The organism is Hymenobacter amundsenii, from assembly GCF_002204745.1.
Lineage (GTDB): Bacteria > Bacteroidota > Bacteroidia > Cytophagales > Hymenobacteraceae > Hymenobacter > Hymenobacter amundsenii.
Window position 1 is genome coordinate 17,794 of the sequence record NZ_NIRR01000035.1, and the last position, 23,392, is coordinate 41,185.

The 23,392-nt window shown below is 63.6% G+C and carries 21 protein-coding genes; 9 read left to right on the plus strand and 12 right to left on the minus strand.

From position 1 onward, the window contains the following. The first annotated feature begins 210 nt into the window (after positions 1 to 210). Positions 211 to 2,664 carry a S9 family peptidase gene (locus CDA63_RS16390; RefSeq protein ID WP_088465540.1) on the plus strand — a complete coding sequence of 818 codons (2,454 nt, stop codon included), beginning with the start codon at positions 211 to 213 and terminating at the stop codon, positions 2,662 to 2,664. A gap of 89 nt (positions 2,665 to 2,753) precedes the next feature. Here the strand turns inward: CDA63_RS16390 and CDA63_RS16395 are convergent, their stop codons facing one another. The 3 genes from CDA63_RS16395 to CDA63_RS16400 all read right to left on the minus strand — a co-directional run bounded on the left by CDA63_RS16395 (position 2,754) and on the right by CDA63_RS16400 (position 5,209). Then, entirely contained in the window at positions 2,754 to 4,418 is a 1,665-nt protein-coding gene (locus tag CDA63_RS16395; RefSeq protein ID WP_088465541.1) for a M28 family peptidase, read from the minus strand. A gap of 47 nt (positions 4,419 to 4,465) precedes the next feature. Further along, complete coding sequence (locus tag CDA63_RS20580) at positions 4,466 to 4,630, minus strand: hypothetical protein (protein ID WP_206780465.1); 165 nt, start codon at positions 4,628 to 4,630, stop codon at positions 4,466 to 4,468. Between the two features lie 126 nt (positions 4,631 to 4,756). Continuing rightward, complete coding sequence (locus CDA63_RS16400) at positions 4,757 to 5,209, minus strand: GNAT family N-acetyltransferase (RefSeq protein WP_088465542.1); 453 nt, start codon at positions 5,207 to 5,209, stop codon at positions 4,757 to 4,759. Between the two features lie 213 nt (positions 5,210 to 5,422). On the opposite strand from CDA63_RS16400, the gene CDA63_RS16405 reads away from it, so the two are divergent. The 6 genes from CDA63_RS16405 (at position 5,423) to CDA63_RS16430 (ending at position 13,140) form a co-directional block, all read left to right on the plus strand. Then, complete coding sequence (locus tag CDA63_RS16405) at positions 5,423 to 7,360, plus strand: tetratricopeptide repeat-containing sensor histidine kinase (RefSeq protein WP_206780466.1); 1,938 nt, start codon at positions 5,423 to 5,425, stop codon at positions 7,358 to 7,360. A 144-nt stretch (positions 7,361 to 7,504) separates the two neighbouring features. Then, positions 7,505 to 7,837 (plus strand): DUF5713 family protein, encoded by a 333-nt coding sequence (locus CDA63_RS16410; RefSeq protein ID WP_088465544.1) that lies wholly within the window; start codon positions 7,505 to 7,507, stop codon positions 7,835 to 7,837. A 134-nt stretch (positions 7,838 to 7,971) separates the two neighbouring features. After that, on the plus strand, positions 7,972 to 10,173 hold the full coding sequence (locus CDA63_RS16415; RefSeq protein WP_088465545.1) for a TonB-dependent receptor: 2,202 nt from the start codon (positions 7,972 to 7,974) through the stop codon (positions 10,171 to 10,173). Between the two features lie 155 nt (positions 10,174 to 10,328). Continuing rightward, positions 10,329 to 11,036 carry a hypothetical protein gene (locus CDA63_RS16420; protein ID WP_088465546.1) on the plus strand — a complete coding sequence of 236 codons (708 nt, stop codon included), beginning with the start codon at positions 10,329 to 10,331 and terminating at the stop codon, positions 11,034 to 11,036. Between the two features lie 89 nt (positions 11,037 to 11,125). Continuing rightward, on the plus strand, positions 11,126 to 12,244 hold the full coding sequence (locus tag CDA63_RS16425) for a sensor histidine kinase (RefSeq protein WP_088465547.1): 1,119 nt from the start codon (positions 11,126 to 11,128) through the stop codon (positions 12,242 to 12,244). A gap of 98 nt (positions 12,245 to 12,342) precedes the next feature. Further along, a complete protein-coding gene (locus CDA63_RS16430; RefSeq protein WP_088465548.1) occupies positions 12,343 to 13,140 on the plus strand; it encodes a LytR/AlgR family response regulator transcription factor in 798 nt (265 codons plus the stop codon). Positions 13,141 to 13,156: 16 nt separating this feature from the next. Here the strand turns inward: CDA63_RS16430 and CDA63_RS16435 are convergent, their stop codons facing one another. From CDA63_RS16435 to CDA63_RS16460, 6 genes are all read right to left on the minus strand, one after another. Beyond that, positions 13,157 to 13,597 carry a hypothetical protein gene (locus CDA63_RS16435; RefSeq protein ID WP_088465549.1) on the minus strand — a complete coding sequence of 147 codons (441 nt, stop codon included), beginning with the start codon at positions 13,595 to 13,597 and terminating at the stop codon, positions 13,157 to 13,159. A gap of 12 nt (positions 13,598 to 13,609) precedes the next feature. Beyond that, positions 13,610 to 14,401 carry a LytR/AlgR family response regulator transcription factor gene (locus CDA63_RS16440; protein WP_088465550.1) on the minus strand — a complete coding sequence of 264 codons (792 nt, stop codon included), beginning with the start codon at positions 14,399 to 14,401 and terminating at the stop codon, positions 13,610 to 13,612. A gap of 51 nt (positions 14,402 to 14,452) precedes the next feature. Further along, positions 14,453 to 15,475, minus strand: a complete 1,023-nt coding sequence (locus tag CDA63_RS16445) for a sensor histidine kinase (protein WP_088465551.1) — start codon at positions 15,473 to 15,475, stop codon at positions 14,453 to 14,455. 39 nt (positions 15,476 to 15,514) lie between these two features. Continuing rightward, on the minus strand, positions 15,515 to 16,477 hold the full coding sequence (locus CDA63_RS16450) for an alpha/beta fold hydrolase (protein ID WP_088465552.1): 963 nt from the start codon (positions 16,475 to 16,477) through the stop codon (positions 15,515 to 15,517). Between the two features lie 237 nt (positions 16,478 to 16,714). After that, positions 16,715 to 17,476, minus strand: a complete 762-nt coding sequence (locus CDA63_RS16455; protein WP_165768349.1) for a hypothetical protein — start codon at positions 17,474 to 17,476, stop codon at positions 16,715 to 16,717. Continuing rightward, positions 17,446 to 17,988 carry an ABA4-like family protein gene (locus tag CDA63_RS16460; RefSeq protein ID WP_088465554.1) on the minus strand — a complete coding sequence of 181 codons (543 nt, stop codon included), beginning with the start codon at positions 17,986 to 17,988 and terminating at the stop codon, positions 17,446 to 17,448. The genes CDA63_RS16455 and CDA63_RS16460 overlap by 31 nt, the downstream gene beginning before the upstream one ends. A 154-nt stretch (positions 17,989 to 18,142) precedes the next feature. On the opposite strand from CDA63_RS16460, the gene CDA63_RS16465 reads away from it, so the two are divergent. Next, positions 18,143 to 18,832 carry a hypothetical protein gene (locus tag CDA63_RS16465; RefSeq protein ID WP_088465555.1) on the plus strand — a complete coding sequence of 230 codons (690 nt, stop codon included), beginning with the start codon at positions 18,143 to 18,145 and terminating at the stop codon, positions 18,830 to 18,832. 160 nt (positions 18,833 to 18,992) lie between these two features. Here the strand turns inward: CDA63_RS16465 and CDA63_RS16470 are convergent, their stop codons facing one another. The 3 genes from CDA63_RS16470 to CDA63_RS16485 form a co-directional block, all read right to left on the minus strand. Next, positions 18,993 to 21,158, minus strand: a complete 2,166-nt coding sequence (locus CDA63_RS16470; protein WP_242434713.1) for a dipeptidyl peptidase 3 — start codon at positions 21,156 to 21,158, stop codon at positions 18,993 to 18,995. Positions 21,159 to 21,310: 152 nt separating this feature from the next. After that, on the minus strand, positions 21,311 to 22,444 hold the full coding sequence (locus CDA63_RS16480) for an AMP-binding protein (protein WP_088465557.1): 1,134 nt from the start codon (positions 22,442 to 22,444) through the stop codon (positions 21,311 to 21,313). 88 nt (positions 22,445 to 22,532) lie between these two features. Beyond that, the gene (locus CDA63_RS16485) at positions 22,533 to 22,985 is read right to left on the minus strand and encodes a hypothetical protein (RefSeq protein WP_088465558.1); all 453 of its coding nucleotides are present in this window, start codon (positions 22,983 to 22,985) and stop codon (positions 22,533 to 22,535) included. A gap of 144 nt (positions 22,986 to 23,129) precedes the next feature. On the opposite strand from CDA63_RS16485, the gene CDA63_RS16490 reads away from it, so the two are divergent. Then, entirely contained in the window at positions 23,130 to 23,342 is a 213-nt protein-coding gene (locus CDA63_RS16490) for a hypothetical protein (RefSeq protein WP_088465559.1), read from the plus strand. The last annotated feature ends 50 nt before the right edge of the window (positions 23,343 to 23,392 follow it).

The window sequence follows — 23,392 nt, forward strand, 5'->3', positions numbered from 1 at the left end:
CAGCGGCCTCCTGTTTCGCGTCGCGTCGGTGGAGGTTCGATGCTCCAGAAGCCGCGTTAGCAGCAACGCGCCGCAGAATACGATGTCGCTGCCCTAATATTGGCTAACTTCCGCAGCTTCGGTTCCCGGGTGCCCGCGCCCTCATGCGGCGTTTTCTTTCTGGATATTTTGAGTAAACTTTAGGACCTCACCCTTAAAAACAAGGCCGTCATGAAAAAACTCCTGCTTGGGCTACTGCTGCTCAGTGCGCCTGCTGCCATGGCGCAGGATGCCGCTACCTACCAGACGCCCCCCAAAGCCCTGGCCGACCTCGTGACGGTGGCGCCCACACCGGGCGTGAGCGTGGATTCGAAAGGCGAGTACCTGCTGATTCTGGAGCGGGCCGCCAACCCCACCATCGCCGAGCTCTCGCAGCCCGAGCTGCGGCTGGCGGGCGTGCGGCTCAACCCCGCTTCCAACGGGCCCAGCCGGGCCCAGTACCTGACCGGCCTGAAGCTGAAAAAGCTGCCCTCCGGGGCCGAACGGCCCATCACGGGCCTGCCCGCCGAAGCCCAGCTCAGCTACGTGCAATGGTCGCCCGATGAAACCAAGATTGCCTTTACCAACACTACCGACGGCCGCATCGAGCTGTACGTGGCCGATGTGGCCACGGCCGCAGCCCGGCGCGTGAGCAGCGTGGCCCTGAACGCCGTGCTGGGTACGCCCTACGCCTGGCTTTCCAATGGGCAGGGCTTTGTTGTGCGGGCCGTGCCGGCCGGGCGCGGGGCGGCTCCGGCGGTCAGCCGGGTGCCGGCGGGGCCCACGGTGCAGCAGAACCTGGGCCGTTCGGGCCAGGCGCCCACGTACCAGGATTTGCTTAAAAACCCCTCCGACGAAGCGCAGTTTACTTATTACGCCACCGCGCAGGTTATGCGCATGGGGCTTGATGGGGAGGTGCGGGCCATTGGCCAGCCGGGCATCATTACGGGTGCCCAGCCCTCGCCCGATGGCCGCTTCGTGCTGACTGAAACGGTACACGCGCCGTTTTCCTACCTCGTGCCGGTGTACCGCTTCCCGCTTCGCACGGAAGTGTTCAGCCTCGATGGGGCCCTGGTGAAAAAGCTGGCCGACACGCCCGCCCAGGAAAACGTGCCCTATAGCCCCGACGGCGCCCCCACCGGTCCGCGCGATTACGCCTGGCGCACCGACGTGCCGGCCACGGTTTTCTACACCGAAGCCCAGGACGGCGGTGACCCGAAGCAAAAGGCCGACATCCGCGACAAGGTGTTCGCCCTCGATGCCCCGTTTGCCGGAGCTCCCAAGGAAATCTACGCGGCCCGGTACCGCTTCCGGGGCTTCGAGTGGGGCGACGACAACGTGGCGCTGGCTACCGAACGGTGGTGGCAGTCGCGCCAGACGCTAACCAAGCTCGTGAACCCGCGCACGGGGCAGGCCAGCATCTTGTTCGACCGCTCGTTTGAGGACCGCTACTCCGACCCCGGCCAGCCCGACACCCGCCGCAACCAGTACGGCCGCGAGGTGCTCAACTTACTGCCCAAGGGCGAATTGCTGATGCTCAACGGCACGGGCGCTTCCGCCAGTGGCGACCGGCCTTTCGTGAGCGTGCTCAACCTGAACACCCGTAAGAGCAAGGAAATCTGGCGCTCCCAGGCCCCGCAGTTCGAGCGGCCCGTAGCCGTGCTCGACGCCAAAAACCGGGTGCTCCTTACCACCCAGGAGCAGCCCGACGAAAACCCGAACTACTACGTGCGCAACTTGCTGCGGCGCATCGCCCCCCAGCGCGTCACCGATTTCCCCCACCCGTACCCCCAGCTCAAGGGCATCCAGAAGGAGCAACTCCGCTACAAACGGGCCGACGGCGTGGAGCTGACGGCCATGCTCTACCTGCCCGCCGGCTACAAGAAATCGGATGGCCCCCTGCCTACCTTCCTGTGGGCCTACCCGGCCGAGTTCAAGAGTGCCGCCGCCGCCGGCCAGGTCAACGGCTCGCCCTACCAGTTCAACCGCATCAGCTACTGGGGCGCGGCGGCTTTCGTCACGATGGGCTACGCCATCCTCGACAACGCCAGCATCCCGATAGTGGGCGAGGGCGACAAAGAGCCCAACGACACCTACGTAACCCAGCTCGTTTCCAGCGCCCAGGCGGCCATCGACGAGGGCGTACGCCGGGGGGTGGTCGATGCCAACCGCGTGGCGGTGGGCGGCCACTCCTATGGGGCTTTCATGACGGCCAACTTGCTCTCGCACAGCAACCTGTTCCGGGCCGGCATTGCCCGCAGCGGCGCCTACAACCGCACCCTCACGCCCTTCGGCTTCCAGAACGAGCAGCGCACTTACTGGCAGGCCCCGGAGGTGTACAACACCATGTCGCCCTTCCAGCAAGCCGACAAAATGAAGACCCCGCTGCTGCTCGTTCACGGCGAGGCCGACAACAACACCGGCACCTTCCCGATGCAGTCGGAACGTTACTACACGGCCCTCAAAAGCTTCGGCGCCAGCACCCGCTTGGTGCTGCTGCCCTACGAGAGCCACGGCTACACGGCCAAGGAGTCGCTCTTGCACATGCTCTGGGAGATGAACAGCTGGCTGGATAAGTTCGTGAAGAACCCCCCGGCCGCGGGTACTGAAAAGTCCGTCGGCCAGGCCGGCACCGGTACGAAATAACGTAGTCTAGTTGACCCAAAACGCTCGTCCACCATGTGGGCGAGGCCGTTTGGCGTAGGGGTGGATCGGTGGCTGAAATCCGTTCACTACTACTGCCCCCCGAACTGCCGGCCGAAATAGTCGTTGGGGTTCCAGTGGGGGCGCTCGGGGGCCTGGGCCACGAGGTACCCGACCAGGAAGTTGAGCTGCACGTAGGTGCGGCCGGCCGCGAAATCGAAGGTGCCGTTCATGTCGTCCTGGGGCTTGTGGTAGGTGAGGGCCCGCCACTGCTGCACCTGCTGGTTGAGGTTGTTGCGGCCGTCGGGCGTGCGGTTGCCGTACTTGATGTGCAGGGCCGGAATGCCCTGGGCCACGAAACTGTACTGGTCGGAGCGGATAAAGCGGTTCTGCTCGGGTTCGGGGTCGTCCTCCACCGTCAGCTTCAGGTAGGCCGCCGCCTGCGCCACCGGCCCGGCCAGCGTGGAGTGCTGGGCTCCCAGTGGCACAATGGACAGCAGTGGGGCGATGATGGTCGGCATATCGGTATTCACGTCGGCCACCAGCTGGGCGGCGGGCACGGTGGGCCGGGCGGCGAAGTAGGCCGAACCCAACAGGCCCAGCTCCTCGCCGGTTTGCAGCACGAACAGAATGCTGCGGCGGGGTTTGTGTTTGAGGCGCGAATAGATGCCGGCAATTTCAAGCACCGTGGCCACGCCCGAAGCGTTGTCGTGGGCCCCGTTGTAAATGGAGTCGCCGCGCACGGGCGCGCCCACGCCCAGGTGGTCGAGGTGGGCCGAATGCACCACGTACTCCTCGCGCAGCTTGGCATCGGAGCCGGTGATTTTGCCCACCACATTGTAGGAGTCGAAATCCTGGTAAGCCGACTGCCAGCGGGCGGCCAGCGTGCCGGGCAGCGCCACCGGCGCGGGCGTGCCTTGGCGCAGGCGCGCCATCACCTGGCCCGTATCGGTGGCGGCGTTGCGCAGCAGGGCCTGCAGACCGGCCGCCGAGAGCGTGCCCGTGAGAGCCACGCCACCCGGTCCGCTCACGAAGCCCCGGGCGGCCGCCACCCGGCCATCGGGGCCAACCACACTGGTAGTTGAAAGCGGCCGGGGCACGCCGGCGGGGGCAGGGCGCAGGGTGGCGAAAAGCACACCCACCGCCCCGTGGGCGGCGGCCGTACGCACGAGCAGGGTCTGGTCTTGGCTGGCGGCGGCCACGGTGCTCGGGAACGTGCGGGGCGCGCCGCGCAGCACCACTACCACTTTGCCCCGGGCATCTAGGCCCTGGTAGTCATCGTAGTTTTGCTGAGGGGCCGTGATGCCGTAGCCGGCGAAAACGAGGCCGGCGGCGGGCAGTTGGGCGGCCGGCTGCTCGGGGTGGGGGTAGAGGCCTACCGCATCGAGTGGCAGACTAGCTCGGCCCGTTGGGGGCTGGTAGACCACGTCCGCGCCCGGCTGCACGGTGGCCCGGCGCAGGCGCACGCGTTGGGTGAAGCCGCCGTTTTCGCCGGCCGGCTCTGCGCCTCTTTCTTTCAATTGGGCCACCACATAGTCTACTGCCAGCTGGTAGCCGGGCGTGCCGGGCTTGCGGCCCAGCAGCCGGTCGTCGGCCAGGTAGGCAATATGAGCCCGGAGGGCTTCGGGCTGCACCTGCTCTAGGGCCCGGCGCACGGGTTTGGGCACGGCGGGCGCGGTGGGAGCCGGGGGGGGCAGGGGGGCCAGGGAAAGCAGCCCGAGGGCCGGAAGCAGCAGGAGCAGGGGAAGAAATTTCATGGCATCAGCAATAAGCACAGACTGGTTTCATGCGCCAACCGGCAGCCTTACACGGCCTGCTCCAGGTTCTGAGGCAGCGTTTCGGTGCGGGGGGCGTGAGCGGCAATGTTGCCGAGAATGATGGCGTCGGCATTGGGCCCGATGGGCAGGCGGTTGTCGGGCCGCGCGCTAAACAGCTGGTGGTAATCAACCGGAAAAGCAGCGGCCGGCATGAGGCAGGGCGGGTAAGACAAAACGGAAGCGGCGCGGTCTGGCATAGGCCAATGCTGGCGAATATACAGTTGCCCGGGCGCTTTCTCGGGCTTCCGGGGCAGGTTAGGCGAAGACGACTACCTGCCTTAAGCCCGGACCATGTGAATGTGCGCAATGTCGTCTTCGAGGTAGCCTTCGCCCACTTGCCGGAAGCCGAAGCTCTCGTAGAACGCCTGCAAATACAGCTGGGCTCCTATCTGGATGGGTTGGACACCAAACAGCTGCTCGATGCCGCCAATGGCCTCGCGCAGCAGCTCCCGGCCCTGGCCGGTGCGCCGGTAGCGGGGGCTGCTCACCACCCGCCCGATGCTGGCCTCGGCGTAGGCCACGCCGGGTCCGAACAGGCGGGCGTAGGCGGCCAGTTCGCCACCTTCTGGCGCGTGGCCCAGCAGGTGCCAGGCGGTTTGGTCGAGTCCGTCGATGTCCTGAAACGGACAGGTTTGCTCCACCACGAATACTTCGGAGCGCAGCTGCAGCAGGGCGTACAGCTCGGTGGTGGTCAGGTCGGCGAAGGGCTTGAGGGTCCAGGTTAGGGGCATGGGGCAAAGGTAGCGCGGGGCGGGCAGCTGCCCAACTGCCTGCGGGCGCCGGCCCCACCCAATCGGGGGCAGGCACAATATTAGGTTCCGCTATTTTAATGGATATTCGTGTCGAGTCTGCGCTAGCGGAGGCTGGGGGGAACTCCGGCCAAGCTGAGTGGCGGAGGATGAACCAGCGCTTTTTGTATGGCCTTCGGCTGCCGTTTTGTTTTGTTGTGGGGAGTATGGCTGCTAGGCGTGGTATCGGCCGCTGCTCAGCCGTCGCCCCACCGGTCCTCCGTCGATAGCCTGCAACAGCTCCTGCGCCAAACCCGCACCGACAGCAGCCGAGTCGACTTGCTATACCTGCTCAGCGACCAGTTCTGGGCTTCCGACACCGACTCGGCCGCCGTGTATGCCCGCCGCAGCCTGGCCCTGGCCCGGCGCACCGGTAACCGCCGGGGCGAGGGGGCGGCCCTCAACCGCCTGGGGGCCGCATTGCGCGAGAGCAACCTGAGCCGGGCGTTGCAGCTGTTTCAGGAGTCGTTGCGCTTGGCCGAAAAAATTAACGATTCAGGCTTGCAGGCCCAAAACCTGCGCAGTATTGGCATCATCTACGTGTATCTGCGCGAGCGGAAACTGGGGCTGGCTTACTATTTCCAGGCCCTGCGCCTCGACCGCCGCATCCACGACCGGCGGCGCGAGGTGGTGGAGCTCAGCAACATCGGGCTGGCCTACGACCTGTACGGCGAGGTAGATTCGGCGGCTTACTACCAGGACCAGGCCTACGCCCTGGCTCAGCAGCAGGGCTCGTTCACCAACTACATTCTTTACGGCCTGGGCAACGTGGCCCGCCGACGCGGGCAGGTGGCGCAGGCCCGTGCCTACTACCGTCGCAGTCTGGCCGAATCGCGGCGGCGGGGGCATTTGCGCAGCCTCAACTTCTCGTATCTGGGGCTGGCCGCCCTGCACCAGCAGCTCGGCCAGCCCGATTCGGCTATTTACTACGCCCGGCTGGGAGTGCAGGCGGCCCGGCAAAACGGCTTTTTGCGGGGCGTGCTCAACGGCAGCCTGATTCTAACGCACGAGTTTGCGCAGCGGGGCCAGTCCGACAGCGCGTTCCACTATCAAACGCTGCTGGTGGCCATGAAAGACACCTTGTTTGGGCAGGAGAAGGTAATGCGCCTGCAAAACGTAGACTATCAGGAGCGCTTGCGGGCCCAGCAGGCCGCCGCCGCCCAACAGGCCCTTAAAGTCCGCTACCAAACCTACGGGCTGCTGGCGGGCGTGGGCGGGCTGCTGCTGGTGCTGGCCCTGCTCGTGCGCCACAACCGGCAGCAGCAGCGCACCAACGCCGCCCTGCAAGCTTCCCTGGCCGAACTCAAGGAGGCCCAACTGATGCTGGTGCAGCGCGAAAAAATGGCCTTCCTGGGCGAAATGACGGCTGGGGTGGCCCACGAGCTGCAAAACCCGCTCGGCTTCGTGAAGCAGTTCGCGGCCGTGAGCACCAACCTGATCAACGAAATCAGCGGGGCCCAGCAGCTAGCCCGCGACGAGCGGCTGGAGCACGACCTGTTTGAGGGATTGAAGGAGAATCTGCGCGAAATCAGCCAGCATGGGCAGCGGGCTACGGCCATTATCAAGGGCATGCTCGAACACGCCCGCACCGGCCCGGCCGTCCGCGAGCCAACCGACCTCAACGCGCTGTTCCACAATAATCTAAACTTGGCCTACGAAGGTGTGCGCCAGCAGTTCCCGGATTTTACGGCCACCCTGAACCAGGCGCTGGCCCCCGACCTGCCCCCGCTGCCCGTAGTAGCCGCCGACCTGGGCCGGGTGCTGCTCAACCTTTGCACCAATGCCTTATACGCCGTGCGCCAGCGCCGGCTCACGGCCCCCGCCGGCTACGTGCCCATCGTGGAAATCGGGAGTCGCCGGTTGCCCAATGGCGGGGCCGAGCTGTGGGTGCAGGACAACGGCACAGGCATTCCGGCGGCCGTGCGCGCCCGCATCTTCGAGCCCTTCTTCACCACTAAACCCACCGGCGAGGGCACCGGCCTGGGCCTCTCGCTCTCCCACGACATTGTGGTGAATGGCCACTACGGCACGCTGCGAGTAGAATCGGAGGAAGGCGCGGGCACCCGGTTCGTGCTGATGCTACCGGCAGGGTAGGGCCTCAGTGAAACAGAATAGGGGAAATAGAGGTGGCTGCTCGGTGGCCAAGTGACCCCTGAACAGCTTATACTGCGGGCATTTTGGTTTGCGACCGACAAACCAGCATATTGAAAAACCAACCATATCCAACCACCCGACACTATGCAGCATCAAAAGCTTCCAAAGGATTTTCCGTATCTGGCAGATATGTATCAGGACGACTATTTCCCTGAATTTCTGGTTGATAAAATTAAAGCCGCGATTGAAGAAGTAGTTGGCTTATTGGAGCAAGGTAAATTTTCTGAAACGGAGATTCAGGTGGTACTTGACCAGATGACGTCGAAAATCAATGACCTGCAGGAAGAGTTCGAGGAAAATGACAGCGAAATAGAAACAGGCGCCAGGGAATCTATTGCAGCAACGGTAGAGGAAATTCTACGCTTTTTCAGCGTTGATATTGATATTGAAGAAGCGATAAGAGAACGGGATTGGTAGTATTGCCGATGGAATGACTCTCGTTTTCTGGCCACTTAATGACGCTTCATCCGCCTGATCCGACGCTTCGGTAACGGCTAGTTTCAGCGGCTGCGGTAGTAGTGCACTTTTGGGCACTCCTTCACCGCCCCGCCATGAGACGCCTGCTCTGCCTGCTGCTGATTCTGCTGCCCATTGCGGCGGCTCAAGCCCAAACCACTACCCTGCGCGGTACCGTGCGCGACGCGGCGGGGCTGCCGTTGCCAGGCGTGAACGTGTTTCTGCGCGGCACCTTCGATGGGGCCAGCACCGATTCGGTGGGCCAATTTGGGTTTGAAACCACGGCCGCCGCTGGTAGCTACGTGGTGCAGGCGAGCCTGCTGGGGTTTATAACCAGTGAAAGACCCCTGACGCTACCCGCGTCGGTCGCGCCGCTCAGCTTCGTGCTCAAGACTACGCCCCACGCCCTGGGCTCGGTGGTCGTTACGGCCGGCGCCTTCGAAGCCAGCGACGAGCACCGCAGCGCCGCCCTCACCACCCGCGACATCCAGACGACGGCCGGGGCGCTGGCCGATGTGGCCGCTGCTTTCAACACGTTGCCCGGTACGACGCGCGTGGGGGAGGACGGTATGCTGTTCGTGCGGGGCGGGGCAGCCTCAGAAACCAAAACCTACCTCGACGGGCTGCCCGTGCAGAACCCGTACAATGCCACCGTGGCAGCCGTGCCGGCCCGGGGGCGGTTTTCGCCCAGCCTGTTCAACGGCACTGTGTTCAGCACAGGCGGCTACTCGGCCCTATACGGGCAGGCGCTGTCGGGCGTGCTGCTGCTGAATTCCACCGACCTGGCCCCCGAAACCCAGACCGGTATTTCGGTTACGTCGGTATTTCTGGGGGCCTCGCGCACCAAGCGCTGGGAGCGTACTTCGCTGGCCCTCACCACCGACTATACGAACCTAACGCCCTACACCGGCCTGTTGCCCCAGAACGTGCGCTGGGACCAGGCGCCGCGGGGCCTCAGCTCGTCGGTGGCCCTGCACCACCGTATCGGGCAGGCCGGGATGCTAAAAGTGTACGGTACCTGGAACGCCCAGCGCCTGCAAATCGGGCAGCCTAGTCCCGAGCCGGCCGGGCGCCAAACGGTGGGTTTGCGCAGTGGCAACGCCTACCTTAACACCACCTTTCGCAGCCCGCTACGCCGGGGCTGGAGCCTGCAAAGCGGCCTGGCCCTGAGCCGCGACGACCAACGGGTGCGCCCCGACTCGGTGCGCCTGCGCACGCTGGAGCAGGCCCTAACGGGCCGGGTGGTGCTCATCAACGATTCGGCCGCCGCTCGTTTCAACGTTAAAATTGGGGTGGAAGGGCTGGGGCAGCAGGTAAGCCAGACGGTGCAGCCCAACGCCGCCGCGCCGCTAACCTACCGGCCGGAGTTTTATGAACAGCGGTTTACTGGCTTCGTGGAGAGCGATTTTCAGCTTTCCGACCGGTTGGCGGGCCGGGTGGGGGGGCGCACCGAGTACTCGGGCCTGCTGGGCCGCTGGAACGCGGCGCCCCGGCTGGCGTTGGCCTACCAGACCACCGACCACAGCTCCCTCTCGGCCGCCTACGGCCGCTTCTACCAAACGCCCGACAATGCGCTGTTGCTGACGGCAGGAAGCCGTTTAGGCTTCGAGCAGGCCACCCATGCGGTGCTTACCTACCAGTACACCCACGCCGGCCGGCTGCTGCAGGTGGAAGCCTACCACAAACGATACGCCCACCTCGTCCGCTACAACGGACTTCAGCCGCGCAACCCCCTGGCCTACAACAACGGTGGCTCCGGCTACGCCCGGGGTTTCGACGTGCTTTGGCGCGACCGGAAAACCATCAAATACCTCGAATACTACTTCAGCTATGGCTTTATGGACACCCGCCGCCAGTACCGCCAAGACCCGGTTTTGGCGGTGCCCACCTTCGCGGCCCGCCACAGCGTGTCGGTGGTAGCCAAGTATTGGGTGCCGGCGTTGCGCACCCAGTTCGGGGCCACAGCCAGCTACGGCAGCCCCCGCCGTTACCACAACCTCAACCAGCCCGAAGCCGGCTACAACCAGGGCCGCCTGCCCACCTATCAGGATCTGAGCCTGAACGCCAGCTACCTCACCCACTTGTTCGGCCAGTTCACGATCATCCATCTGGCGGTAAACAACGTGCTGGCCTCCCCCAATGTGTTCGGCTACCGCTACGCCCAGCACCCCGACGTGGCCACCGGCCGCTACAACCGCGTCGCCGTTACGCCTACCGCCCCGCGCATGGTATTTCTGGGCATGTTCATCTCCATCAACAAGAAAAACCCCGCCAGCGTGAACGAGCGGCCGGAATAGAGTTGCCAACTCCCCACTGGACGCGGAAAACTGACAACTAAGGATCAAACTCGACGCTTCATCCGCCTGATCCGACACTTGGGTAACGGCAAGTTTCAGCGGCGGCGGGCGGGATGCACCTTTGAATCAACCACCACCATAAACCCTTTCTTCTGATGAAAACGACCCTGCTCACTCTCGCCCTGGCTGCCGCCACGTTCACGGCTTCGGCCCAAACCCTGGCCGCCCAGCCTGCTACTGCCACTGCTGCTGTTGCCGCTCCAGCCGATTCGTACACCGCCCTCATGACCGGGGCCATTGCGGAGCTGATGAACACCGGCGACCCGGCCGTGCTGCGGGCCAGTGCCGCTAAAATGGAGCGCGCTGCCTCCGTGAAGCCCCAAGACTGGCTGCCCCGCTACTACCAGGCCTACGCCCTGCTCATCAACGTGTTCCAAAGCAAGGAAGACGGCGACGCCAAGGACCAGACCCTCGACCGGGCCGAAGCGGCCCTGGCTCAAGCCCGCAAGCTGGGTGGAGCCGATGAGTCGGAACTGCTCGTGCTGCAGGCTTACATTTACCAGGCCCGGCTGGGCATTTCGCCCATGCTGCGCTCCATGAAGTACTCGGGAATGGTGAACGAGGCCGTGGCCAAAGCCAAGGCGCTGAACCCCGCCAACCCCCGCGCCTACCTCGTGCAGGCCAACAACGTGTACTACACACCCGCCATGTTCGGGGGTGGGGCCGAGGTGGCCAAGCCGCTTTACCAGGAAGCCCAGGCCCGCTTCGCTGCCTTCAAACCGGCCTCCAGCCTGGCGCCCAACTGGGGCGAATGGCAGCTCAAGGGCCGCCTGAAATCTTACGAAACGGCCGCCGCGAAGTAGCGCGCCGGGGCGGGTGCCCGGGTTGCGTCCGCTTCAGAAAAGCTACCTTTCCCTCTTCCGCTTAGAAGCCCGCTTCGGGCCCCTTCCGCATGGCAGATTCCGATTCGCCCCCTCTGTACCCGGCTTCCGCCTGCGCTACCTCGGCTTCGACCGACGTAACCAACCTGGGGCAATACTACCCGCACCGCCGGTTTATGGCGGGCCTGGGGCTGATGACGGTTATTTCGTTTGGGTTGGCCCTGACGTTCTGCGGGGGGAATTGCCAAATTTGGAGCGAGGATTTTCTGGTTACTTACGGCTACAACTTCTTCTATACCACCGGCCTCTGGCTGGCCAACGGCTACCCGGCCGAGTGGCTCAACCGCAGCGCCGACTGGACCCGCCAGCCCATCCGCCGGTTTCTAATCACGCTTAGCTTTTCGCTGGTGATGTCGCTGCTCGTGATTCTGGTCGTGGCGGGCAGCTTCCGGGTATTTTACCACCACCGCCCGCTCAGCTCGCTTACCTGGCAACCCTTTGTGCTACCGCTGCTGATTACGGTGGTGGTGTCGTTGTTTTTGCACAGCCGGGCGTTTCTGACGGGCTGGCGCGAGGCGGCCATCAAAACGGAGCGCCTCCAGAAGGAAAATGCTCTGGCTCAGGCCGACTCCTTGCGCCGCCAGCTCGACCCGCACTTCCTGTTCAATTCCCTCAACGCCCTCACCTCGCTAGTCGAGGAGCACGACCCCGTCCGGGCCGTGGGCTTCATCCGCCAGCTCAGCCAGGTGTACCGCTACGTGCTCGACAGCCGAGAGCAGGAGGTGGTCACGCTGGCTGAGGAAATGCGCTTCGTGGAAGCCTACGTAGCCTTGCAGCGCACCCGCCTCGGCGAAGGCGTGCAGGTAACGCTGGACCTGCCGCCCGCAGCCGCGCTGGAAACTCTGCTGGTGCCGCCCCTAGCCGTGCAGCTGCTAGTGGAAAATGCCCTCAAGCACAACGCCACCTCCCGCCACGATGCCCTGCGTATCAGCGTGAGCCTCGATGTGCCGGCCCGCCGCCTCACGGTGCGCAACTCGCGCCGCCCACGCCGCCTGGCCGAGGGCGAGTCCATGGGCCTGGGCCTGCGCAACCTCACCGCCCGCTACGCCTTCCTCACCACCCAACCCCTCACCATCACCGATACGGCAACCGAATTCAGCGTAACCCTGCCCGTACTGGAACTGGAGTAAGTGCGCGATGAAAGTGTGGGCGGGAAACGGACGCCAGCCGAGGCATGACACCGTTCCTCTTTCTCTCAGCTATTGATCTTCCACTTTATTGTTCAGAAATGCCGTTACCTGTTACCCCGCTTCGTGCCCTGATTGTGGAAGATGAGCCGTTGGCTGCCACGCGTTTGGCGGGGCTGCTGAAGAAACAGGACCAGCCGGTGGAGGTCGTGGGCACGGCCGAATCGGTAGCGGAGGCCGAGACGCTGCTGCGCGCCACCCAGCCCGCGCCCGACGTGCTGTTTCTGGATATTCACCTGGCCGATGGGCTGAGCTTCGAGCTGTTTGAGCGCCTGGATATCCGGATGCCGGTCATTTTCACCACGGCCTACGACAAGTATGCGCTACGCGCTTTCAAGGTCAACAGCATCGATTACCTGCTCAAGCCCATCGACCCCGAGGAGCTGACGGCGGCCCTGCAAAAGCTGGCCAAACAGCGCGAAGCCGCCGCGCCCCAGTTCGACGCGGCCCTGTTGGCCCAGGTGCTGCAACAGGCCCAGCCCGCGGCCCGCGAGTACAAGTCGCGGTTTGTGGTGCGGGTGGGCGAGCACCTCAAGGCTATTCCGGTGGAGCAAATTGCCTACTTCGCCAGCCTCGAAAAAGTCACGCTCCTGCACACCCGCGAAGGCCGCCGCTTCGTGGTCGACTACACCCTGGAACAGCTCGAAGGCCTGCTCGACCCGCTGGAATTCTTCCGCCTCAACCGCGCCTACCTGGCCCACGCCACCGCCATCCACGACATCATCCACTACACCAACTCCCGCCTGCAAACCATCCTCAAACCCGCCCCGCCCGACAACGATACCGTGCTCGTGAGCCGGGAAAAAGTGTCGGTGTTCAAGGCTTGGCTGGATCGGTAAGACGGGGGAGGAGCAGTTAGTTGAACGGCTGCTTTTCTTCGGGTTTCATTTTTATCAGCGACCCTTGATACCCCATCTTGTCATACTCGCGGAGCGTGTCGCCAATCAATTCATAATCGAAGCGGAAACGATGCGTGTGGATGGCCACTCGTGCGCCATATCCCTGATCTGGTTTGTACTTAACCCTGATGGGCGACTCGTAGAAAAAGTATCTGTCAACCAGTGTTTTATGGCTCATCTCCTTCCCTCGGTCGGTGAACCTTGTATAGGTGCCCGTGGAGTCCTGATTGATTTTGATTAAGATAAAACCGCTTTCACGATTCTCTACCCAAGTACCAGACAACGACGTTAAACCAGGCGTGGTAGCCTTTAAAACGGCTGGTTGGTTAGGGCTGGACTGACAGGCAGTCAACAGCGCAAAAGCTACTAACTGAGACGAGAAAATATGGCGTTTCATCCAGCTAAGATATTACCCTTCCAGCCAACCTTTCACTGCCCCTGCCTTCTCCCGACTGACCAATACTTCTTCGCTGGGGGCGGGCTGCAAATCCACCAGCAGCTTGCCGTTGAAGTGGGGGTGGAGGCGTTGCACAGCGGGCAGTTGGGCGATGAGCTGACGGTTGAGGCGAAAAAACTGGGTGGGGTCGAGGAGGGTTTCGAGTTGCTCCAACGTGTAGTCGACCACGAAACGGCGGCCGTCGAGAGTGGTGAGGGTGGTGGTTTCGTGGCGGCTCTGAAACCAGGCGGCCTGGGCAGCGGGCAGGGGTAGCAGCTGCTCGCCGTGGCGCACTAAAAACCGGGTTTTATGCTGGCGGTCGGGGCGGGGCAGCGCATCGAGCAGGCGCTCCAGACGGCGGGCGGGGTCGTCGGTGGCGGCGGCAATAGTTGGGGTGGCGGCAGCCGGCGTGCGCCATTCGCGCAGCTTGGTGAGGGCGGCCGTGAGCTCGGTTAGCTTCACGGGTTTGAGCAGGTAATCGACGCTGTTGGCCTTAAAGGCGCGGATGGCGTAGGCATCGTAGGCAGTAGTGAAGATGACCGGGCTGCGCACCACCGTTTGCTCGAACACGTCCAGGCTCAGCCCGTCGGCCAACTGAATATCGGACAGAATCAGGTCGGGGGCGGGGTTGGTATCGAGCCAGTTCAGGGCCCCGGCCACGGTGTCGAGCACGGCCAGCACCCGGGCCTCAGGCGCGGCCTGGCGCAGGATGCGTTGCAGCCGCTCAGCGGCCGGGTACTCGTCTTCGAGCAACAGTACGGTCATTTTGGAGAGGTGAGATGGTGAGATGGTAAGAGGTGAGAAAGAACGTCATTCTCACTTCTCACTTTCCAGCAACGGCAGCTGCACCCGAAACCAACCATTATCAGCAGTTACGATAACGGGTTGGGGGGCACGCAGGAGCTCGTAGCGGTGGCGCACGTTGCGCAGGCCGGTACCGGTGCCTGCTGGGGCGAGGCCGGCAGGGCGGGGGCGGAGCGTGTTCTCGACGGTGAGATAGCCGGTGGCCGGGTGAGCGGTGAGATGGAGTTGCAGGGGTTGGTCGCGGGAGGCTACGTTGTGCTTGAGGGCATTTTCGACCAACAGTTGCACGCTCAGCGGGGCCACCCGGTGCTGGCGCAGGGCCGTCGGGACTTCTATGCTAACGTGCAGGTTGTCGCGGAAACGGGCCTTGTGCAGAGCCAGGTAGGTATCGACGAAGGCCAGCTCCTCGTGCAGGGGCACCGTGGGTTGGTCGCGGGCCAGCAGCACGTAGCGGTACACGTCGGCCAGTTGCTCCACGAAGTCCTGGGCGGCTTCGTTCTCGGGCTCGATGAGGGCCGAGAGGGTGTTGAGCGAGTTGAACAGGAAGTGCGGGTCGAGCTGGCTTTGCAGGGCTTCAAGCTGGCTCTGGACCCCGGCGCTTTGTAGCTGCTCGGCCCGGCGCACGTTGGCTTCCCACTGCCGAAAGAAATTCCAGCTCTCATAAATCAGTTGCACGACCACCGTGGGCACCATGTTCAGGCCAAACTCGCGCAGGTAGTCGGTGCCCGAAAAATGCATTTGCTGCGCCCGGGCCGACAGTTCGAGAATAACCAGCGTAACCAGCGCGGTGGTAGCAGTGTTGATAACGGCCAGCCACCAGAGCCGCCGCCGGGTCTGCCCAACGCCCGGAAACCGCCGAAACAACGCGAACCACAACGCCCGGCCCGAAAGCCAGAACGCGGTGGTAAACACGAGCGAAATCCCCCAATTCAGGAAAAAGACCGGCGCCGAACGGATGGCCAGCAGCCCCCGGGGCAGCAGGGCCAGCAAGGCTAGCACCGGGATGCCCACCAACAAAAACCGACGGTCGTTCATACAGCTAAAAGTAGCATTTGTAGTGGGCTGCCCACATCGTTAGCGCACGCGGGGTAGCCGGCGCACGAAGCCGTGGATGGCGGTGCTCATTTCGGGCAGGTTGTCCACGAATGGGGTGTGGCGGCCGGGCAATACTACCGTCGTTTGGTGAGGGAAACGGAAGGCGCGGTAATGATCGGGGCCGGTGAGGTAATCCTGCTGGCCGGTGAGCACTAACACGGGCATCGTGAGGGCGGCCGTGGCGGGCGTGTAGTCGAACAGGTAAGTACCGGGATTCTGGAACATGGTAGCCGCGAAATCATGGTTCTGGAGCTGGCCCCGCAACGCCCGGCTCACCCGCGCCGCCGACGTGTCGGAGGCGTACTGGAGCTGATTATAGAGGCGCTGCTGCTGAAGCATTCCCGTGACCATAAAGTAGCGCTGGGGCAGGGGCGCGGCGGCATCGAGGGGCGGGCGGGTGGCGGTGGGCAGCAGGGTGTAGCCGTGGGCGGTGGTGGCCTCCATGGCAGCGGGCAGGTTCAGGATGCTGTTGACCAGAATAAGCGCCCGTACGCGGGTGGGGTACTTCTGGGCGTAGGCCGTGGCCAGAATGCCCCCGAAGGAGTGGCTCATCAGCGTCCATTGGTCCAGTTGCAGGTGCTGGCGCAGCTCCTCCATATCCTGCACCTGGCGCTCCAGCGAGTAGTTATGGTTGGCAGCACTGCCCGAGCGGCCGCTGCCGCGCTGGTCGAGGTACAACAGCTGCAAGTCCTGCTCCAGGGCCGCGCCGGCCAGCACTTCCACCGCCTGGCTGCCCGTGCCGGGGCCGCCGTGCACGAACAGGCAGGGCTGGCCCTGGCCCGCTACCCGCACGTAAAGCCGCACGCTGTCGGATGTAGTGAAATCGTGCTGGCCGCCGGCTAGCTGGCTGGCGCGGGCTGCCAGAGAAAAGCTCAGCAGGAGCAGCAATACCAGTAGGCCGCGCACCGGGCCGGCAAAGAAAAGGTAGCGGGAGGAGCTCATAATGACAGGAAGAAGGGGAGTGGAAAGCGGTTACTAACGACTCAAACTTCCGCAAAACCTGCTTCGCCAACCAGCCAAAACCGGGTGAACCGTTCGGACTGCGGGGTGAACCGGCGTCGGCCGGGGGCAGACCGAAACGCGGGCCGGCTGCTCAGGCCCGCCACAGCGCTATGCCACCCAGGGCCAGCCCAAACAAGCCCGCCACCAACCCTGCGTAGAGCAGCGCGCTCAGCCACGTCAGGAGCACGGCGCGGCGGGGCTGCCAGCGGCTAAACCACCAGCCCAGCAAGGGCAGCGCCTGCAACGAGTGCAGGCCCAGAAAGTGGGCAACCCGCAGGTCGCCGGCCCGGGTGCTCCAGCCCAGGCCCGGCAGGCCCGCCCCGCCGTCGGGGCGCCCACGGTGTGCTGGCCCAGCCGAATCATGACGCCGCCCAGCACCGAGCCCACCAGAAACAACAGCAGCCCCAGCCGCACGCCCCACACGTAGCCGGCCGGGCCCTGGGGGCGGTGCCGCCACACCAGGTACAGGGCCCCCGCCGTAAGCAGCGTGTTCAGCAGGATGAAAAAGCCCATCAGCCCGAATATGACGCCGTCGAAGAGGCTGGTTTGGTTGTAGTGTGAGGTAGTGCCCCGGGCGGCCTGCACGAAGATGCACCCAATTTCGACTGCCATGCTTAGGGCCACGCCCCAGCTTATCAGGCGCACTGCCCGCTGGGCCCCGACGGGCAAACTGGCCAGCAGCCAGCCCAGCGTCCAGAGGTAAAACGTGCCAGAAACCGCAAATTTGAGGGGTTTGAGCCAGACGGGAGCTCCAGTTACCAGGCGGGTATCTAGCGGCAGCAGCACCAGCGCTACCAGCAGCAGGGCTACGTGCCCCCAGCCCGTCAGGCTCAGTACCGGGTTGCGGCGGTGCAGTTCGCGCAGCCAGTCCACCACGGTGCCGGAGCGCGACGAGGTGGCCGTAGTGTTCAACGAAGAAGAAATGGCCGATGATAACATGGCGGTAGTGGGTTAGAAGGGGAGGCAGCGGGGTGCGGTTTCGGGAAGAGCCTTATGCCGGACTGGTGGGGGGGCAACGGCGCGCTATGCCCGGCCAGCCGACGAACTACCGCATAAAGCAGCAGGCCCGTGGGCCCCAGCAGGAACGTGAGCACCAAACAGGGTACCAGCAGCCAGTGCGGCACCCCACGCCGCCGCGCATCGCGGCTCTCCCAAATGCCCAGGCACAAATCGAAGCACAGGTAATGCACCCAACCGGTTAGCAAAGCCCACGGGTTGCTGAAGATGGCCGCTACCGCCGCCAGCGAGCCGAAGCCACCTTCCGAGGCATGGGCCCCGAGGTAGTGGCTGCCAATAAGCAGCACGTAGGCAGTGGCCAGCACCAGCGGCAGCGCCCCGTTCAGTACCACCAACCGGGTGCCGCGCCAGCGGGGGGCCAGCACCAGCAGCGCCCAGCCCAGCAGCGCCACCGAGTTGGCCACCGTAAACAGACTATCGGGAGAAAAGAACATATACCGCCGAGCTTGGTTGAAAGGCAGCAATTTGCCGCTAAAAGTCTTCCCAACTGCTCCTATTCCGGTCGAACCGTCGAATTCGGTGGGTAAACCGGCCCAACCGCTAGGGCGAGGCATCAACTACTTTCCGCCTCGCCCGTACCTTTAACCAGTGGAAACTTCCCGCTCCGTGCTTATAGTGCCTTTGTTAGTCGTTGGCGGACTGGCCGCCGGCCCGGCCGCCGCTGCCGCGCCCGTGGTGCCGTTCGATACATCGTTCGTGCGCCATTCTCACCGTCGGCCCGTATTTCAGCTCGATCAGCGCTTCTCCATCCTCAACGGTAAAGTAGTAGGTACCAACGGCTTCAAAGGCGGCATCGAATGGCGCGGACGCTGGCGCGCGGGCTTGGGGTTCTACCGGCTCTCGGGGGGCGTGCCCACCCGCACAACCCAGCCGCCCGGCACCCCGCCCGGCACCCGCGACGAGGTGCGGTTCCGCTACGGGGTGATTTATGGCGAGTACGTTTTCATCGGCAACCCGCGCTGGGAGCTCAGCACGCCCCTGCAACTGGGTATTGGCGGCTACTACACCAAATATTTGTTTCCCGATGGGGGCGTAGCACGCACCAACTCCCGGATTCTCTACCTGGTTGAGCCCTCGGTGGCCGCGCACTACCGGATTTTCCGCTGGGTGGGGCTGGGAGCCGGCACCGGCTACCGGCAGGTGTTCGCCTCCGGCGAGCAGCCCGAAGACCAGATCAGCGGCTACATTTTTTTCGCCCGGGTCAAGCTTTTTCTGGGCGACCTATACAAAGTAGTACGCGGCCGGCAGCGCCTGTTCTCGCAGGATGGGCTGAAGTAGGGATGAGGCAACAACTAGAGCTTTAGCCAACCGTCATTCAGCCCAGGGACGAAGAATCTCGCGTGCACAGTAATCCTGTTATCGGGAGCTACTGTGGCACGCGAGATTCTTCGTTCCTGGCTCCATGCGCCACATGCGCTGAATGACGTTCTCTCAGCCCCTAATTGCTGTTCGGTAGCAGGTTGTACTGGCGGCCGTAGTCGAGCATCTGTTGGGTGAAATCGGAGGGGTGCTCCAGCTTCACGTCCGTGATTTTGCCTTCCACCATTACCGGCACCAGGCGGGGCTGAATGAAGCCGGCATAGGGCGCGATGCCCAGCTTCTGGTAGCGGGCCAGCACCTCCTTGTGCAGCACGGGGTCTACTTTTACGCCGTAGGTTTCAATCAGGGCCTTGCCGGCCGCGTAGTCGCCCTCACTCGTGATGCGCTGTAGTTCGCGGAGCAACTGCCCGAACAGGCCCCGCAGCTTGTCGTAGTCGGTGATGTGGAAGTAGGTTTTGCCGTCGCGGGTGACGCGCTCCACCACGTTATCCTGTTTGCCTTTTTCGAACACCCACCGGGCCACCATCTGGCGGTTGCGCATGTGGGCTTCCTCCACCGACTCGCCCAGCGAAAGGCGCACGAGTTGGGTCATAAGGCCGTTGCGGATATAGCTGTCGTACTCGGCCTTGGCTACGTCGGGCGAGGGCGCCACGCCCAGTTGGGCCAGCTTGGCGTCGGGCAGGTAGTACAGGGCCACGAGGTCGGCGCGGGCTTCTTCGAGGGCCGAGGCGTAGCTTTTCAACGTCTCCTTGGGCGTACCTACGCCTTTATTGATCTGGCCCGAAGCGTGCCCGATTACCTCGTGCATGTCGGTATGGAGCTTGCCGGCCAGACCCGAGTAGCGGGCCGAGCGCTGGCGCTCGGCCGCGTCGAAGGCAAACTCATCGAGCATCCCGCCCGCGTCGGCGGCCCCGTAGGCATCCACGATGTTGCCCAGGTTCACCGATTTCGAGCCGTGCTCCTTCCTGATCCAGGTGGCATTGGGCAGGTTGATGCCGATGGGCGTGCTCGGGGCCGCGTCGCCGCTTTCCACCACCACCGTAATCACTTTGGCCGTAATGCCCACCACGTTTTTCTTGCGGTGCTCAGGCTTGATGGGCGAATTGTCCTCGAACCACTGGGCCTCGTCGCCGATGGCCTTGATGCGCTTGGTAGCCTCTAGGTCCTTGAACGACACCACCGACTCGTAGCTGGCCCGGTAGCCCAGCGGGTCGCCGTAGACCTCAATAAAGCCGTTCACCACGTCGGTGCGCGACTTCGTGTCGTGCACCCAGGCAATGTTGTAGTCATCCCACTTCTTCAGGTCGCCGGTCTGGTAGTAGGCCACCAGTTGGTCGAGGGCGGCTTTCTGCTCGGGCGTATCGGCGACGGCGGCAGCTTTTTGCAGCCAGAAAACCACCTTGCTCAGGGCCGCGCCGTACATGCCGCCCACGCGCCAGACCTGCTCCGTTACCCGGTTCTGGCGGTCTTTCACCAGCTTCGAGTTCAGGCCATAGGAAATGGGCGTTTGGTCCTTAGTATCAATTTTCTTCTTGTAGAACGCCTCTACTTCCGCCTGCGAAACACCCTCGTAGAAGTTGGTGGCCGAGGTTTTTACCAAATCCTGGCCAGCCTCTTGGTTCACCCGCTTCGGGGCCACGTTCGGGTCGAAGATAATGGGCGTCATCGTGGCCAGAAACTTGGTTACCGACTCGCCCTTTTCCAGGGGTAGCAGCTTCGAGTCGGTGGCGAATATCAGCTCCTTGAAGTAGGCCGGTGTAAACTCGGGCAAGAACTTGCGGGTGCTGTAGTGGTGGTGGATGCCGTTGCTGAACCACACCCGCTTGGCGTACGTCACGAGCTTTTCGGCCTGGTCGATTTCGTCGCTGTTGGTGGTGGCGGTGCGGCGGGCCTCGTTGGCGGCCCACACGGCTTCCAGGGTGCGGCGCACGCGCAGGTTGTGCTTGTAGTTCTGGTCGTAGATGATGTCGCGCCCGCTCAAAGCAGCCTCGTACAAATAGTACAGCAGTTCCTTCTGGCGCGGCTCCAGCTCCTCGAAGCCCGGCACCTGGTAGCGCAGCATCCGGATATCGGCAAACTGCTCCATCACCACCTTAAAAGTTGGGTCGTTTTTGGCCGTGACTGGGGCAGTCATGCTGGCCGTGCCCAACTGGCTCACGGCCTCGGCCGTAGCCGTGCTGACGGCAGCCGTGGGTGGGGTGGTATTAGAAGAAGTGCTGGCGCAGCCGCTGCCGAGTTGCGCAAGCAACACCAGCACCGCCGTCGAAAAACGGGTAGAAGTCATGTACAAAAGTCAAAAAGGCTATTTGTACAAAACAACGGATAATTTAGGGAAGGCGGCGAATGAGTGAACGGATAGCAGAGCAAGTAATGCTACGCACCCTGGCTTGATGCGCCACATGCTCAGCATGACCCGTTTTGCACTCATTCACCGAGTCACTCATCCACCGCCTCACTCATGCGCAACGTGGCGCCCCGGTCGAGCTTGCCAGAGGCGGTGGTTTGGAACTCGGGCACGAAGACGAACTCGCGGGGCACCTCGTACTGGCCGAGGCGCTGGGTCAGGAGTTTGCGCAGTTGCTGCAACTGCGTAGCGGGCAGGGGCGGGCCTTCCAGCAGGGCCGTTACGCGCTGGCCCAGGCGCTCATCGGGGAGGCCAGCCACGAAGGCGCGGCGGTTCAGGTCGAGCTCCACTAGGGCCACTTCCAACACCTGCTCCACTTTTTCGGCCGGCACTTTCACGCCCCCGCTATTGATGATGAAATCGACCCGTCCCAGCCACTCGAACGTCTGGCCGTCGGGTGCCAGGCTAATGTGGTCGTTGGTCGTGATAAGCTCCTCATTGGTAACATCGGCGCGCACCGTGAGGCAGCCGCGCGCATCCTGGCCCACCGCAATGCCGGGCAATACCCGGTAGGCCGGTCCGGCATCGGGACCATTGAGGCGGCGCAGGGCAATGTGGGAAGCGGTTTCAGTCATGCCGTAGGTCAGGTACACAGGGACCGTCAGGGCCCCGATCTGCTCGGCCAAGCGGTAGTCTACCGGGGCGCCACCCACCAACATGGCCCGCAACTGGTTGAGGCGTGGGGCGTGTCCGGCGGCCAGCATGGCCTGCATCTGCAAGGGCACGAAGGCCGCAAAGTCGAACAGGGCGGTGGGGGGCACCAGCGCCAGCGGGTTGGCCTGGGGCTCCACGATGGTCAGGTGCATGCGGCGCTCCAGCCCGCGCACGAGCATCATCAGCCCGCCGATGTACTCGCAGTTCAGGCACACGAGCAGCCGCTCGCCGGGCCCCAGATCGAAGTAGTTGCCGGTGCGGCGGGCCGAGGCTTCGAGCTGAGCCCGCCGGAACTCGACCAGCTGGGGCGGCCCCGTGGAGCCGGATGTGGGCAGCATGAACTCCTGCGCCCCGTTCAGCCACTGGCGCACAAAATCGAGCACCCGCGCCTCGTAGCCGTTGAGGTCGGCGGGCGCGGTGGCGGGATACTGCTGAATGTCGGCGTAGCGGAATTCGCGGCCGTTGAGCAGTAGCGAATCGGGCAGTAAATTGGTAGAAGAAGCAGAACTCATAAACACAAATTGGGAAAGTGGGTACGGGAAGTCTCTCCGAACGAAAGCTGCCAGCTAATGGCTATCAGCCAATAGCTCAGCAGCAGATTCAACTCAGCAGCCAGCGCTGGTAGGCCGGGGCCGAAGGTGCCGTCAGCCAGCCCAGCAGCGGAATCAGCCCCGCATAAGCCACCAGTGCCAGCCCGCTACCCGCCACGCCGTAGGCCAGCAGCAGCGGTAGCCCGGAAAGTAGTAGCATGCTGTCGTGCAGTAGCACCCGGCCTTGGTAGATACGCAGGTTTTCCGCGGCCAGCCGGCGCAGGTTGGGTACCATGCGCCGGGCCAACACGAGCAGCCCCAGCCCCACCAGCAAGGCCAGTCCGGCCAGCAGCCCCATTAGCGGCCCCGATTGCAGGGCTGCCCCACGAGCCGGCCGCAATGCCACCAGTGCCTGGGTAGTGGCCAGCACCAGCCCGGCCATCAACAGGGTTTGCACGACGTAGTGCAGCCAGTGCCGCCGCCGGATACGGCCAATAGCACGATGAAAATCGGGGTTGTTCATGGGCCGGTGGGGCAGGGTAGGAGCGACTTTTTTAGTTAACCACTCCAGCCGCTAATAGTCATTCGCAGACCAGATAAAACCATTTTTGCTTGATATTCAGTGGCTTAATCCGTATCTTATGTTGCTCACCAACCCCACCGCACCATGTCTGCTCCCACCGTTAGTCCGTTCGTACTGGCCCGCACCTTCGTGTTCCGCCGCTACCTCACCGTCCGCCACCACTTGGCGGGCCTGCACCTGACGGCTGAGGCCATCCGTGCCGCCCGCCAGCGCCGTAAGCAAGCGCGCCACGACCAACGGATGCGCGACTTCTACGGCTGGTGCGAAGCCTGCCGGGGCCTGGGGTCCATCTTTTAAGAACTGCTGAAGCGTGCCTGCCGGCGCGCCTTGCCCTTTAAACGCGTGTG

Coding starts and splice junctions, on each gene's coding strand:
- CDA63_RS16390 (WP_088465540.1), top strand. CDS start 211: ATGAAAAAACTCCTGCTTGGGCTACTGCTGCTCAGTGCGCCTGCTGCC.
- CDA63_RS16395 (WP_088465541.1), bottom strand. CDS start 4,418: ATGAAATTTCTTCCCCTGCTCCTGCTGCTTCCGGCCCTCGGGCTGCTT.
- CDA63_RS20580 (WP_206780465.1), bottom strand. CDS start 4,630: ATGCCGGCCGCTGCTTTTCCGGTTGATTACCACCAGCTGTTTAGCGCG.
- CDA63_RS16400 (WP_088465542.1), bottom strand. CDS start 5,209: ATGCCCCTAACCTGGACCCTCAAGCCCTTCGCCGACCTGACCACCACC.
- CDA63_RS16410 (WP_088465544.1), top strand. CDS start 7,505: ATGCAGCATCAAAAGCTTCCAAAGGATTTTCCGTATCTGGCAGATATG.
- CDA63_RS16415 (WP_088465545.1), top strand. CDS start 7,972: ATGAGACGCCTGCTCTGCCTGCTGCTGATTCTGCTGCCCATTGCGGCG.
- CDA63_RS16420 (WP_088465546.1), top strand. CDS start 10,329: ATGAAAACGACCCTGCTCACTCTCGCCCTGGCTGCCGCCACGTTCACG.
- CDA63_RS16425 (WP_088465547.1), top strand. CDS start 11,126: ATGGCAGATTCCGATTCGCCCCCTCTGTACCCGGCTTCCGCCTGCGCT.
- CDA63_RS16430 (WP_088465548.1), top strand. CDS start 12,343: ATGCCGTTACCTGTTACCCCGCTTCGTGCCCTGATTGTGGAAGATGAG.
- CDA63_RS16435 (WP_088465549.1), bottom strand. CDS start 13,597: ATGAAACGCCATATTTTCTCGTCTCAGTTAGTAGCTTTTGCGCTGTTG.
- CDA63_RS16440 (WP_088465550.1), bottom strand. CDS start 14,401: ATGACCGTACTGTTGCTCGAAGACGAGTACCCGGCCGCTGAGCGGCTG.
- CDA63_RS16445 (WP_088465551.1), bottom strand. CDS start 15,475: ATGAACGACCGTCGGTTTTTGTTGGTGGGCATCCCGGTGCTAGCCTTG.
- CDA63_RS16450 (WP_088465552.1), bottom strand. CDS start 16,477: ATGAGCTCCTCCCGCTACCTTTTCTTTGCCGGCCCGGTGCGCGGCCTA.
- CDA63_RS16455 (WP_165768349.1), bottom strand. CDS start 17,476: ATGTTATCATCGGCCATTTCTTCTTCGTTGAACACTACGGCCACCTCG.
- CDA63_RS16460 (WP_088465554.1), bottom strand. CDS start 17,988: ATGTTCTTTTCTCCCGATAGTCTGTTTACGGTGGCCAACTCGGTGGCG.
- CDA63_RS16470 (WP_242434713.1), bottom strand. CDS start 21,158: ATGACTTCTACCCGTTTTTCGACGGCGGTGCTGGTGTTGCTTGCGCAA.
- CDA63_RS16480 (WP_088465557.1), bottom strand. CDS start 22,444: ATGAGTTCTGCTTCTTCTACCAATTTACTGCCCGATTCGCTACTGCTC.
- CDA63_RS16485 (WP_088465558.1), bottom strand. CDS start 22,985: ATGAACAACCCCGATTTTCATCGTGCTATTGGCCGTATCCGGCGGCGG.
- CDA63_RS16490 (WP_088465559.1), top strand. CDS start 23,130: ATGTCTGCTCCCACCGTTAGTCCGTTCGTACTGGCCCGCACCTTCGTG.